Genomic DNA, 14996 nt, shown 5'->3' on the forward strand with positions numbered 1-14996 from the left:
TTTGTTGTATTTGAAATTATTCACATTTTAACTTCATTTTATATATAATAAAATAAAGTATATGGGGTGAGTATGTGAAAAATACATTTGACCTGGGAGAAAAACTATTTTTTAATACTTTAATTATATGTATAATATCATTTATATACTTTAAGATAATTGAGATTGAATCGAGTAACTTAATCATAGAAATTTTATTTGCATTATTCTTTTTTCTTATAAATTTTTATTATGGATATAAATATAGCTTGAAACTTAAAGAATCTTTAATAGTGGGATCAATGGGAGCAGGTTTAGGAATTTTTTTATCATTTTTTTCTTTATGTGCACATTTTTTAATAGAAGGTAGTAATAGCTCTATATTGTTTTCAGTATTATACTTATCTCCAATTCAGTCTATTTCAAATTATTTGAGTGGATACAACAGTATAGTAAATATATTTATAATTATAATTATAAATATATTTTTAGTTGTTATTGGTGGACAATTAAGAAATATTACAAATAAATTTTTAAATAATTTTAAATAGATTATATTTAAAAAATAAAAGAAGCGGCTATTTGGTTGCTTCTTTTATTTTTAGGATTAAAAAAATAGTATGTAGCTTTAAGTAAACATTTTAATGGAGGAATTAAAAATCTCTAATATGATATAATTAAAATACAAAATAGTTTAAAGAAAGGGTTTATATGAGGTACATATATAGAAATTTAAATAATAAAGATAAAGAGAGCAAAATAGTTAGTTTATATAATGAAATATTAAAAAAATGTAAAAATAAATCTTCGAAAATAATGATTCTAGTTCCTAATAATCTAACTAAATTAAAATATGAGAAGAAGATTAATATAGATTATTGTGAAAAACTAAATATAACATCATATACTAATTTTATTAAAGGAGAGCTCATAAAATTTTGGCCAATAGTGTTAGAAAATAATAATGAGATAAAAGAACATCACATAAGACCTAAATTTATAAATAATACTTTGACAGACTATATAATAGGGGAAAAGGTAAAAATTAAAAGAGAAAAAGAAGGATACTTTGAAGATATTATAAGTACTAATAAATCTATAACTTCAAGTATAAGTACTAATATAAATAAGGCTACATTAAGTAAATTAGAATTTGAGAATATAGGAGAAAAAATTTATTTGTCTAAGAAAAATAAAGATAATATAAATAAATTTTCTTATAGTGAAATGAACGAAATAATAATGGATTACACTAGCATGTTATTAAATAAAGGTATGTTAGATAATTCACTGAGTGTATATGTATATAATAAATATCTTTTAAAAAATGATTTATACAAAGAATATTTAAGAAAAAAAATAAAATATTTAATTGTAGAAAGTTTAGAAAGTGTATCTGTAGCAGAAATCGAATTTATAAAAGAGATACAAGAAAATGCTATAGATTCATATACATTTTTTAATGAAAAAAGAGATTTTTCAGTTTTTAATAATATAGATATTAAGTTTATAGAAGGATATATAGAAAATGAATATGAAGAAGAAAAGCTTAACAAAAAAGGAGAGGTTTCTATAGATGATATATGTTCTTTACCAGTAAGTGTTGAACTAAATGAATCTAGTCAGCTATATAGCGAGATGATAGAAGTAGTTTTAAAGAAAATTAAAGAGTTAATACTATCAGGAGTAAAAGCACAAGATATAGCTATAATTTCTCCTATAAACAATACAATATTAGACTTTCAAATGACTAATAAATTGAAAATTAATAATATCGATATATTTAGCACTAAAAAAGATAAAAAGTTAATAGATTATCCTTATGCTAATGCACTTATAGTGGCTCTTAGCATTTTTAATGGTAGCCAAAATTCCATAAGAGAAGAAGACTATATAAATTTTATAGAAACTATATTAGATGTCAATAAGATACAAGCATTAAAAATATATAAAAATAAGTATGAAGAAGAAAAATTTAAAGAAATATTAAATTATATAGAAGATAAAAGGAATGAGAAACTTAAAATAGGTGAGTTTCTAATTAAATTTTATATAGATAAAATGCTAAATCTTAAGTTTGGAAAAGAAAATATTCATATTTGTAAAAAGATAATATATGAATGTGAGACATTTACAGAAAACATAGAGTTATTGAATATAAATGAGGATAAAGAAAAGTTATTTATAAAAGCACTTAAAACTACAATAAATGACTATTATCAATCTTCAGAATTAGAAGATTTGAGTAATATAGATAAAGTATTATTAACCACTCCATATACATATATATCATCAAGAGTAAATAGACCAATACATATATGGCTAGATGTAGGTAGCAATGGGTGGAATATGAAGATAGAAAAGGATATAAGTAATTTGATAGTTCTTAGAAAATCTTTTGAAGAAGGTAGAATATATACAGATAAAATGGAAGAAGATTATAAGAAGTATTATTTATACAATACTATATATAATTTACTAATTAATACTAAAGAAGTATATGCATATAAAAGTGAATACACAGTAAATGGGTATATACAAGAAAGTATATTATATAGCATACTACTTAAGATGTTAGATAAGGGGGAAAACTCTTATGAATAATATAAATTATAGACAAGATCAATTACCAATAATAGCCTATGAAGGTGGAACTATGGCGGTACCAGCAGTACCAGGAGCCGGAAAAACTTTTATAGTTACCAATTTAGTAGCAAAGTTACTAAGTGAAAAAAAACATGATAAATCTAAAATACTAATATTAACTTATATGAATAGTGCAGTAAATAACTTCAAAGGAAGAATAAAAGCAATATTAAAAGAGAATGACATAAAAGAAGAAAATTCTTATGAAGTTATGACAATACATAGTTTAGCTGTAAAAATAATAAAAGAAAAACCAGAAGTAGTTATGTTGAGTGAAGAATTTAACATAGCAGATGATTTACAAAAAACTATAATACTAAATGAATGCATAAATAATTTTAAGATAAATGGTGGGGAAAGGGCATTTAGATGGTTCCTAAAAGAGCAAAAGGATGATAAATGGAATGATATAATGCTTGAAGCTTGGGAGAGAGGATTTTTTGACTTAGTAGTAAATGCAATAAGTGACTTAAAATATAAGGAATTATCACCACAAGAGCTAGAGGGGATATTATCTAATGGGCATAGAGGAATATTAAAATTAATACTTCCTATATATAAAGAATATGATAAAAAATTAAAACAAAATGGCCTACTTGATTATGATGATATATTAATTCTTGCATATAAAGCATTAAATTTTGATGAGAATTTAAGAATAAAATTTCAGAATAGATATAAGTACATATTTGAAGATGAATGCCAAGATTCCAATGAGATACAGGGTAAAATTATAAAAATGATATGTAGAGATAATGAAAATTTAGTTAGAGTTGGGGATATAAACCAAAGTATAACTGGAACTTTTTCATCATCAGACCCTAAATTCTTTAAGGAGTTTATATCTCAGGCAGATAGTTGCTATAGAATGGACATGTCTAATAGAAGTTCAAAGGATATATTAGATTTAGCAAATAAACTAGTAAAGTATGTAACAAAGGAATTTAGGCAAGAGGAATGTAGAGATGCTTTAGAGGATATGGAAATAAAAACTGTTCCAAGTGGTATGGGATATAAGGAAAATCCTAAACCAGATATATACAGTATAAATGTTAAAAAATATGAGACATGGAATGATGAGTTGACAAAAACCGTAGCATACACAAAAGGAATAAAAAGAAAGTATCCGGATAAAAGTATAGGAATATTGGTACCTTTTAATGATCATATAACGCAAATTGCTAAGATTCTGATTGATGAAAATATGGAGTTTGAAGAGTTAGGACCTAATTCTCTAAATAAAAGAAAGATCATAAACAAACTGTCATATATAATAGACTTTATAATAAATTGTGATGATATAAATAAACTAATAAATGCCTTAGATAAAGTATTTGTAAAAACAGATAATGAAAAAGGGAAGGAAGATTTACTAGATGTATTAAAAAAATATAGCACAGAAGAGATAATATACAATGAAGAAATAACAAATAATATAATAATAGATACAAATACAGAGTTATACCAAACATTTATACAAGGAATAAATATTCTTAAAAGTATATTAGAATATCCTATAACAAGATTAGATGTGCTTTTATTATTTATAGGGGATGAACTTAATTTAGGGAAAGAAGATAGAGCAATAATAGATTATCTGGCATTTTATATAAAATTTTTAAGCTTAGATAACCCAGATATAAGTTTAATAGATGTATATAACCTTTTAATAGATAGTAAAAATAAGGTATTTAATCATATAATAGAAGTGGTATATGAAATGAATGGATATGAGCCACAACCAGGAAGTATAACTATATGTAACTATCATAAATCAAAAGGTTTAGAGTGGGATTGTGTTTTTATGTTAGGGCTTACAGAGTTTAATTTCCCTGATAATACAAATCAAAAGTTTCAAAGTGATAAATGGTATTTAAAAGATAAGTACAAAAACCCAGTGGCTATTGTAAAAAGTGAAATTGAATGTATATTAACTGGTGATATACCTACTAATTATATATATAAGAGTAAAATAGATTTAATAAATGAAAAGATAAGACTATTATATGTTGGAATTACTAGAGCTAAAGAAATGTTAATATTATCAACAAGTCTTTATAAAGATAAGAATGATGTAGGAAAAAGAAATAAAGAACAAAAGCCTTCTTTATATATAAATGAACTTGAGAAGTATATAAATATGAGAAAAAAGGAGGTAAATATAAATGAATAGTTGTCTAAAAAACTTTAGATACAGCCAAAATTCTATAAATACGTATAAATCATGTCCATTAAAATTTAAGTATAAGTACATTGATAGAATTAATTGGAAATACGATGATATAGAACATAGAGAGTACTACGAAAGTTTGAAAACAGGTACAGATTTTCACTTATTATGTGAAAGATATTTTAGTAATATACCTTTAGGAATAAATTCTAGTACCAATACAGATTTTCAAAGATGGATGGATAAAGTAAAAAAACTAGTTCCAATCAAGGAAGGTTATTTATACTTACCAGAGTATGAAGTAATGTTTAATTTAGATGGAAATATAATACAAGCTAAGTATGATTTAATAATAATCAAAGATAATAAAATTGAAATATGGGATTGGAAAACAGAAAATAAAAAATTTAATTATAAAAATGTAGAAAGTAGAATACAAACTATTGTATATATGCTTTTAGCAAAAGAAGTAATTCCCAATTTATTAGATAAAGATATAGATACACAAAATATAAGTATGAAATACTATCAACCAGAGTTTGATGATAATTGTGTATCTATATCTTATAATAATGAAAAACATAAACAAAATAAAAATAAGGTGTTATCATATATAGATTATATAAAAAACACCAACTATAACAAAGAAGACAAAGAATATAAATATGAGTTAGTAAAAAACAAAAAACACTGCAAATACTGTGAATTTAATAAATTATGTAATAATGAGGAAGTAGACAGAAGTGTTTTTGAGGAGGATATTTATGAGTGTTAAGTTTGTATTAGGTAGAGGCGGAAGTGGTAAATCGACCTATATACTAGATGAGATAAAAAATAGAGTTAAAGATAATGAAATAACACCTGTAATACTTTTAGTTCCAGAACAATATACATTTGAAATGGAAAAAAGAATGAGTAAGCTCTTCTTAGGAGAAGAAAAAGACAAGTTTTTAAGGTCTAGGGTATTAAGTTTTAAAACTATGAGTAGCATAGTTTTTTCTTACGTTGGAGGATTAACTGATGTTAACATAAATTCTAGTGGCAATGCTATGATGACTTATAAAGCAATAGAAAGTGTAAGTAAAGAATTAAATATATTTTCTAAATCATCATCTCAATCAGGATTTGTAAGTTCTATAAGTGAGATAATATCTGAGTTAAAACAGTATAACATAAGTTATGAGATGTTAGAAAATATATCTGGCGAAGTAGAAAGTGAAACTTTAAGTTTAAAATTAAAAGATATAAGTAGGATATATAAAGAATTCGAAGAAAAACTACATGAAAATTATATAGACACTCAAGACATGCTAAAATCATTAGCAGAAAAATTACCAGTATGTGATTATTTTAAGGATGCATATATTTATATAGATGAATTTACTGGATTTACACCTAATCAGTATAGGGTATTAAGTAGTTTATTTAAGCAGGCTAAGGAAGTATGTATATCTTTAACAGTGGATAACCCAGGTAATATTTCATACAATAAAACAGATGCTTTTTCTAGAACAAAGTTTACATATCAAAAGCTAATAAAATTATGTAACGAAGAGGGAGTAAAGTTGCTTCCTGATATAAAGCTAAATAATAATATTATACCAAGACTTAAAGATAGCAAAGAACTTCAGCACTTAGAAAGGTACTATAACTCGTATCCATATAAAGTGTATGAAGAGTCAACTAATAATATAAAGATAAAAGAATTTAGCAACTTATACTCTGAAGTTGAAGAAATAGCAAAGGAAATAGTACATTTAGTTAGAGATAAAGGGGTTAGATATAGAGATATAACTATAGCTACAAGAGACTTAAATAAATATGACTTTTTAGTAAGCTCTGTATTTAATGAATATAAAATACCTAATTTTATAGATAAAAAAAGAGAAGCTAAAACAAATCCAATAATAGTACTTATAATATCTATATTAGAAATGAAAAGTAAAAGATATAATTATGAGACTATGTTTAGATACTTAAAAAGTGGACTTGTAGGGATATCTAACGAAGAAATTAGTATGTTAGAAAATTATGTATTAGCAAATGGTATAAAAGGTAAAAAATGGTTTGAGGATAAATGGGAGTATAGAATAAATCACAATATTTCTTCAGAAGAAAAAGAAGAGGAAATAGAAATACGAGAAAAGGTTAATGAAATAAAGGAAAGAGTCTTAACTCCAATAATACATCTACAAGATAAATTAAAAGGTAAGAATAATGCAAAAGACATATGTAAGTATATATATGAATTCTTGTTAGAAATAAATATGCCAACAACTATAGAAAATTTAATAATGAAATTTAAAGGTAAAGGAGAATTAGATATAGCTAATCAATATTCTCAGGTTTGGAACATAGTTGTAGATATATTTGACCAAATTGTTGAGATAATGGGAGATGAAAAAATATCTTTAGATAAATTTATAAAATTAATAAGTCTAGGATTTGATGAATATGAACTTGGATTAGTTCCTCCAAGTATAGATCAAGTACTTGTAAGTAGTGTGGATAAAATGAAAAATCCAAATACAAAGTATCTATATTTAATAGGGACTACAGATGGTACATTCCCATTAATAGCAAAGGATAATGGGCTTTTAAATGATAGTGACAGAGAAAACTTAGGGCAAAAAGGTGTAGAGGTTGATATAGATAGTAAAACTAAAACATTTGAAGAACAATTTTTAGTTTATAAAGCACTTACATCAAGTAGCCAAAATCTAATAGTTACCTATCCTATAGCAGACCATGAAGGAAAAACTATAAGACCATCAGTAATAGTATCAAGACTTAAAAAGCTATTTCCTAATATAGATAGTAAAAGTTATTTATTAGAAGAAGAAGCTAAAACAGATGAAGATATCTTAAATAGAATAACTGTAAAATCTCCAACTTTTAATGAACTTATAAAAGAGATAAAAGAGTTTGACGATGGAAAAGATATAAATAATTTATGGTTAGATGTATATAGATACTATGCAAGTGATAGTGAATACAAAAATATAACTAATAAGGTTATAAGTGGACTTACATATACTAATCAAGTTCAAAAAGTAGAAGAAGAAAAAATAAGAACACTATATGATAAAAATTTAAGTGTATCTAGGTTAGAAAAGTATGCAGAGTGTCCATTTGCTTACTTTATACAGTATGGTCTTAAAGCTAAAGAAAGAAAAGAATATTCTTTTACAGAACCAGATTTAGGGAATTTTATACATAAAATATTAGATAATTTCTCAAAACAGTTAGTAAAAGATAATCTACATTGGGCAGATATAGATATAAACTATATAACAGAAAAAGTAGAAAAAATAGTTGAAGAAATAGTAGGTAAGATACCTGGATACATACTAGAGAGTTCTCAAAGATATAAGTATCTTACTCTTAGATTACAAAATATGCTTATATCAGCTATAAGTATAATAAGTGAACAAATAAAAATTGGTTCATTTGAGCCTACAGATTATGAAGTGAATTTTGGAACTAAAGGTAAGTATCCACCTATAAAAATAGTTTTACAAAATGGAGAAGAAATAAAACTAAGAGGACAAATAGATAGAATAGATGAATTTGAGAACGAAGAAGGTAAATATATACGAATAGTTGATTACAAATCTGGTAAAAAGGATTTAAGCTTAACAGATGTATATTATGGGCTTCAATTACAACTATTAGTTTATCTAGATGCAATATTAGAAAGTGGGAAATCTAAGGGACAGAATATAAATCCAGCAGCGATTCTTTATTCCAGAATAGATGACCCAATAGCAAAATTTGATGAAGATAAAGAAGAAGAAACTATAAGAGAAGAAATACTTAAAGAGTTAAAAATGCAAGGTTTACTTATAAAAGATTCTAATATAATCAAAGAAATGGATAAGACACTAGCAAATGGAGAAAGAACAACATCTTTAGTTATACCTGCAAACTTTAACAAAGATGGTACTTTAGGTAGATATACAAAAGGTGTTACTAATGAAGAATTTGAGGTTATTAGAAAATATGTAAAGGACTTGATAAAATATTTATGCGAAGATATGTTAAGTGGAAATATAAGTATATCTCCATATAAACATAAAGATAGAAATTCTTGTATATACTGCAATTACTCAGCTATTTGCCAGTTTGATACAACATTAAAAGATAATAAATATAAAATAATAAATAAAAAGAGTAATGACGAGATAATAAACACAATGAGAGGAGGAGTTAAGTAATGAGTTCTCCTAAATGGACAAAAGAGCAACAAGCAGTTATAGATAGTAGAGATTGTAATTTATTAGTAGCAGCAGCAGCAGGTTCGGGAAAAACTGCTGTACTAGTTGAACGTATAATTCAAATGATAACTGATAAAGAAAATCCTATAGATATAGATAAGTTACTAATAGTTACGTTTACTAATGCAGCTGCATCTGAGATGAGAGAGAGAATAGGTGATGCGATAGGTAAGGCATTAGACAAAGATCCAGAAAATAAGCATTTACAAAATCAGTTAGTGCTTTTAAATAAAGCTAGTATAACAACAATACATTCATTCTGTTTAGAAGTTATAAAGTCTAACTTCCATAAAATAAACTTAGACCCTAACTTTAGGATAGGTGACACAACAGAGTGTGCACTATTAAAGCAAGAGGCCATAGAAGAAGTATTCGAACGACTTTATATAGATAGAGATGAAGGATTTTTAAATTTAGTAGAAAGTTATGCAGAGAGAAGAGGAGATAATAATCTTCAAAATATAATACTAGGTGTATATAACTTTGCCATGGCATCACCAGATCCTAAAGAGTGGTTAGAATTTTCAGCAGAACAATTTAATATAGATGGTGAATTTGATTTCTCAACATCTATATGGGCAAAAGCTATACTAGATACAGTAAAGATAGAGATAAGTGGTATGGAAACTAGTATGAAAAAGGCCTTAGAAGAGTTAGAAGGTATTGTTGAGTTAGAAACATACACAGAAAAATTTAAAACAGATTACAGTAGTATAAAAAGAATATTAGATGCTTGCAACTTATCATGGGATGAAGCTTATAGTAGCATATCAAATATAAAATTTGAAAACTACGTAAAAGGTGTGAAAAGGCTTGGAAAAGATACCCCAAGTTATATAAAAGACATAAAAAGTAAGGCTGATGATATAAGAAAAAAAGTTAAAAAGTCAGTAGAAAGCATAAAAGATTCAACCTTTAATAGAGAAAAAGAAGACATAAATTATGAGATAAAGTACATTTATAAAGTAGCAAAATCTATATCAGATATAGTCATACAATTTGAAGATGCTTATGACAATAAAAAAAGAGAAAAGGGAATAATAGACTTTAATGATATAGAACATTTTGCGTTAAATATATTAGTTCAAAAAGATGATAAAGGTGAAAATATACCTTCAGATATAGCACTTTCCTATAGGGAAAAGTTCTATGAAATATTTATAGATGAATACCAAGATAGTAACTTTGTGCAAGAGGTACTTCTTTCAAATATAGCAAAAATTAAAACCCCAAATAGATTTATGGTTGGGGATGTAAAACAAAGTATATATAGATTTAGACAAGCAAAACCAGAAATATTCTTACAAAAGTATGCTGACTATGATACAGAAAAAGGTTCACTATATAGAAAAATAATGCTTTATAAAAACTTTAGAAGTAGGGAAGAAGTTGTAGATAGTGCAAATTATATATTTGAGAATGTAATGAGCGAAAATATAGGTGAAATAAATTATACAGAAGAAGAACGATTAAACTTAGGTGCTATATTTAAAGAAAATACTAATGAAGATGTAGTAGTAGGAGGTCCTACAGAAATACATTTAATGGAGAAAGCATCTAGAAAGGATGATTCTGAGACTAAAGAAAATGAAAGTTCAGAAGAAGAGGAAGAAATAGATAATATACAACTTGAGGCTAGAATGGTTGGAAATATAATAAAAGGCTTAATGTCACCAAATGAAGAGGGAAAAATTCAAATGGTTTATGACAAAAAGCTAGATGATTATAGGCCTGTACAGTTTAAAGATATAGTTATCTTACTAAGAGCTACATCAGCTTGGGCTCCAGTATTTGCAGATGAACTTATGAATATGGATATACCAACTTATGCAGATATAGGGGTAGGGTATTTTGACACTATAGAAATAAAAACTATAATGAGTTTACTTCAAATTATTGATAATCCTATGCAAGATATACCTCTGCTTGCAGTGCTAAAATCACCTATATGTGGACTTACACCAGAAGAACTTATAGACATAAGAGTAGAAGAACATAATAAAAGTTTTTATGAAGCTTTAGAGGAATATAGTAATCATGAAGATGAAAAGGCATTAAAGTGTATTGAATTTATAGAAAAACTAAAAGACTATAAGGAAAAATCCCTATATATGAGCACAGACGAATTTTTATGGTATCTGTACACTAACACAGGATATTATGCATACGTAGGTGCTTTACCTGGAGGATCTCAAAGACAAGCAAACTTAAAGATATTATTTGAAAGGGCAAAGCAATTTGAAGAAACAAGTTTTAAAGGTATATTTAGTTTTATAAATTTTGTAGCTAAGCTTAAAAAATCAAATACTGATATGGGAAGTGCTAAAACTCTTGGGGAAAATGCAGACGTTGTAAGAATAATGAGTATACATAAAAGTAAGGGGCTAGAGTTCCCTGTTGTAATATGTTCTGGTATGGGGAAAAACTTCAATACTCAAGATTTTAAAAATGATATATTATATCATCATGAACTAGGATACGGTCCTCAAATAGTAGATTATGAAAGAAAAATATCTTATCCAAGTATAGCTAAAGAGGCATTAAAAAGTAAAATTAATGTAGAAAATTTATCTGAGGAAATGAGGGTACTTTACGTAGCATTTACAAGACCTAAAGAAAAGCTTATAATAACAGGTTCAACGAGAAACATTGAGAAATCTTTACAAACATGGGCAAATGGAGTAGAGGGAAATAAAGCAATATCACAGTATAAGGTACTAAAAGGTAAAAGTTACTTAGATTGGATAATGCCATCAGTATTAAAGCATAAAGATTTAGAAGAATTAAGAGACTTTGCTAATATAGATATAGAATATATAGACAATCATAATTCAAAGTGGGTATCTAATATATGGTATAAAGAAGATGTCACTTTAACTCAAAATGAAGAAGAGGAAGAAAAGAGCATAAGAGAGATAATAGACAGTCTAGATGTAGAAAATCCTGATACAGAGTATTTTAGTATAATAAAAGAAAAATTAGATTTTAAATATCCCTATGAAGCATGTGTAACAAAACCTGCGAGTATATCTGTAACTGAAATCAAAAAAATACAAAATGCTCATGAAGAAGATTTTTCTCAAGAAGTATTTAGTAATCAAATAACTCTCAAAAAACCTATATTTATGCAAGAGGAAGAAGATATAGAAAAGATAACTGGTGCAGAGAGGGGTACTATAGTTCATTTAGTTATGCAGATAATAGACTTTAATAAGATATATACTATTGATGATATAAAAGAGCAAATAAGTAGGTTTATTAAAAAGGGAATAATAACTGAAAAGCAGTCTAGAGTAGTTAATCCATTTAAGATATATAAATTCTTTAAATCTCATATAGGACAAAGAATGTTAAAGTCATCATTTATTAAAAGAGAACAGGCCATATATGCTCAAATCAAACTTAAAGATGTGTATATATATGAAGATTTAGCAACTGAAGGAAATGTACAAGACTTTGATGAAGAAAGCATAATGCTAAGGGGTATAATTGATGCATACTTTGAAGAAGATGATAAGATTGTTATAGTTGACTATAAAACTGATTTTGTAAATGACGAAAATAAAAATGAAGTAATAAATAGGTACAAAAAACAATTAGATTTATATTCTGAAGTGGTAGAAAAATTAACAGGAAAAGAAGTCAAAGAGAGGTACATATATCTATTCGGAATAGATGAAGATGTTAGTATATAAATAAAAACTTAATATAATTAAACTTTAAATATAAAAAATGAAGGTACTAAGCTAAGTATCTTCATTTTTTATATTTATAACTAGTGATAATAAAAGAATAATTAACATAGTATGAAAATAAGCGAGTGAAATTTTCATAAGGAAGTGATACTTTGAGCTTGTTAAGACCAACTTATGTACAGATAAATCTAGATAATATAAAACATAATTTGCAGGAAATAAAAAAATATACCAAAAATAGTACTAAAATAGGCGCAGTATTAAAGTCAAATGCATATGGGCATGGTTCTATAGAAATAGCTAAACTATTATGTAGAGAAGGTATTGATTACTTATGTGTAGCAACACTTAGTGAAGCTCTAGAATTTAGAAGAGAAAACATTAAATCTCCTATTTTAGTTATGGGATATATTCCAAATGAATATATAGAATTAGCAGTTGAAAATAATATAACTATAACTGTAATTAAAGAAGAGCAAGGAAAAATTATAAACAACATATGTAGTAAAATTAACAAAATAGGAAAAGTTCATATAAAGTTAGATACAGGATTTAATAGATTAGGACTTAAGGTAAATCAAAATACATTTCAAGAAATATATAGTTTATTATTATTAAAGAATTTATATATTGAGGGTATTTTTTCACATCTAGCACTTAGAGATGAAAAATCAGATTATATTCAATTTAATATATTTAAAAAGACTATAAATGAATTAGAAAAAATTAAGACGATACCTATAAAGCATATTTGTGATAGTATAGGGTTTGTTTCATATAAGGATTTTCATATGGATATGGTGAGGATAGGTGCAAGTATATATGGATACAACAATAGAGATTCTTCCTTACAGCTAAAGCCTGCTATAACATTCAAGTCAAAGATAATTCAGGTTAAAGAGGTTAGAGGCGGTGAGGCTATAGGATATGATTATTCGTATGTAGCAAATAAAAATATTAAAATAGGAATTATACCTTGTGGATATGGAGATGGGATACCAAGAAGTTTATCAAATAAAGGGTATGTAGATATAAATAATAAAAGATGTAACATAATAGGTAAAATATGTATGGATCACCTTGTAATAGACATTAGTTATTTAGATAAATGTGATTACGATGCAGATGTAGTATTTTATGGAGAAAATGGTCCTACACTTTTAGAAATAGCAAATTTGATAGATACAAATAGAAATGAACTATTAAGCTTAATATCTAGAAGGGTAGATAGAGTATATATTGAGAATGGAGAAATTAAAAAAATTTTAAACTATATATACTAAGGGGGAAAATTATGATATTTCCAGAAAAACTAAAAAAAGGAGATACAATTGGAGTTATAGCACCAGCAAGTCCATCTAAATCTAAAACAAAAAAATTACTAACTTATGAATTAGAAAAAATAGAGCAAGAATTAAATAAATTAGGGTATAAAGTCAAATTTGGAAAGACTTGTTACCTAAGATATAAGGGGTATTTAGCAGGTGAAGATGAGTTTAGAGTAAAGGACATAGAAAATATGTTTTTAGATAAAGACGTAAATGGTATACTTTGTCTAAGAGGCGGATATGGAACACTTAGAATAATTGATAAAATAAACTACAACATTATAAAAGAGAATCCTAAGGTATTTATAGGGTATTCTGATATAACAGCACTTCATATAGCCTTTAATCAAATAGCGAACTTAGTTACCTACCATGGAATTATGGGATTAAATTTTTTACACTATGATAAATATACTTTTGATTCCTTCTCAAATATATTATCAATGGAAGATGAAATTATTATAAAAAATCCAGAAGACGAAGAATTACACACTTTAGTACAAGGAAAAGCTAATGGGATTACAGTAGGAGGAAATCTAGCTGTAATAATTAGCACCCTTGGAACAAGATATGAAATTGATACAAAAAATAAAATTTTATTTATTGAAGAAATAGGAGAAAATATGTATAAGATAGATAGAATGCTTACACAATTAGAACTTAGCAATAAGTTAAATGACTGTTGTGGGATAATATTTGGAGACTTTAAAAAGTGTAGAAAAGATAATGAAGATGATTATGATTTATATGAATTATTATTTGAAAAGATTAAAAAATATAATAAACCATGCTTATGTAATCTAAAAGTAGGTCATTGTACATCATCAAATAGTATTTTACTAGGGGGAAATTGCTGCTTAGATGCTACGAACAAATCTATAAAATTTGTAAAATAATAATA

8 protein-coding genes are annotated in these 14996 nt (G+C 26.1%); all 8 read left to right on the top strand.

Annotation, left to right across the window (positions count from 1 at the left end):
- The first annotated feature begins 74 nt into the window (after positions 1 to 74).
- The 8 genes from FRIFI_RS02210 (at position 75) to FRIFI_RS02245 (ending at position 14991) form a co-directional block, all read left to right on the top strand.
- On the top strand, positions 75 to 530 hold the full coding sequence (locus tag FRIFI_RS02210) for a hypothetical protein (protein ID WP_166504876.1): 456 nt from the start codon (positions 75 to 77) through the stop codon (positions 528 to 530).
- 160 nt (positions 531 to 690) lie between these two features.
- A complete protein-coding gene (locus FRIFI_RS02215) occupies positions 691 to 2583 on the top strand; it encodes a hypothetical protein (RefSeq protein ID WP_092927382.1) in 1893 nt (630 codons plus the stop codon).
- Positions 2576 to 4798 (top strand): ATP-dependent helicase, encoded by a 2223-nt coding sequence (locus tag FRIFI_RS02220; protein ID WP_092927380.1) that lies wholly within the window; start codon positions 2576 to 2578, stop codon positions 4796 to 4798. The genes FRIFI_RS02215 and FRIFI_RS02220 overlap by 8 nt, the downstream gene beginning before the upstream one ends.
- The gene (locus tag FRIFI_RS02225) at positions 4791 to 5570 is read left to right on the top strand and encodes a PD-(D/E)XK nuclease family protein (protein ID WP_092927378.1); all 780 of its coding nucleotides are present in this window, start codon (positions 4791 to 4793) and stop codon (positions 5568 to 5570) included. Before FRIFI_RS02220 ends, FRIFI_RS02225 begins: the two co-directional genes overlap by 8 nt.
- Positions 5560 to 9012 carry a helicase-exonuclease AddAB subunit AddB gene (gene addB, locus FRIFI_RS02230; RefSeq protein ID WP_166504877.1) on the top strand — a complete coding sequence of 1151 codons (3453 nt, stop codon included), beginning with the start codon at positions 5560 to 5562 and terminating at the stop codon, positions 9010 to 9012. Before FRIFI_RS02225 ends, addB begins: the two co-directional genes overlap by 11 nt.
- Complete coding sequence (gene addA, locus FRIFI_RS02235; RefSeq protein ID WP_166504878.1) at positions 9012 to 12767, top strand: helicase-exonuclease AddAB subunit AddA; 3756 nt, start codon at positions 9012 to 9014, stop codon at positions 12765 to 12767. The genes addB and addA overlap by 1 nt, the downstream gene beginning before the upstream one ends.
- A gap of 152 nt (positions 12768 to 12919) precedes the next feature.
- Positions 12920 to 14050 (top strand): alanine racemase, encoded by a 1131-nt coding sequence (gene alr, locus FRIFI_RS02240; protein ID WP_166504879.1) that lies wholly within the window; start codon positions 12920 to 12922, stop codon positions 14048 to 14050.
- A gap of 11 nt (positions 14051 to 14061) precedes the next feature.
- On the top strand, positions 14062 to 14991 hold the full coding sequence (locus FRIFI_RS02245; protein WP_166504880.1) for a S66 peptidase family protein: 930 nt from the start codon (positions 14062 to 14064) through the stop codon (positions 14989 to 14991).
- Positions 14992 to 14996: the final 5 nt, after the last annotated feature.

It is taken from the genome of Romboutsia hominis (assembly GCF_900002575.1).
In the GTDB taxonomy this organism is placed as follows: Bacteria; Bacillota; Clostridia; order Peptostreptococcales; family Peptostreptococcaceae; genus Romboutsia_C; species Romboutsia_C hominis.

Bases quoted from the DNA above. Each gene is read 5' to 3' on its own strand.
- FRIFI_RS02215 (WP_092927382.1), top strand. From the start codon at position 691: ATGAGGTACATATATAGAAATTTAAATAATAAAGATAAAGAGAGCAAA.
- FRIFI_RS02220 (WP_092927380.1), top strand. From the start codon at position 2,576: ATGAATAATATAAATTATAGACAAGATCAATTACCAATAATAGCCTAT.
- FRIFI_RS02225 (WP_092927378.1), top strand. From the start codon at position 4,791: ATGAATAGTTGTCTAAAAAACTTTAGATACAGCCAAAATTCTATAAAT.
- addB (WP_166504877.1), top strand. From the start codon at position 5,560: ATGAGTGTTAAGTTTGTATTAGGTAGAGGCGGAAGTGGTAAATCGACC.
- addA (WP_166504878.1), top strand. From the start codon at position 9,012: ATGAGTTCTCCTAAATGGACAAAAGAGCAACAAGCAGTTATAGATAGT.
- FRIFI_RS02245 (WP_166504880.1), top strand. From the start codon at position 14,062: ATGATATTTCCAGAAAAACTAAAAAAAGGAGATACAATTGGAGTTATA.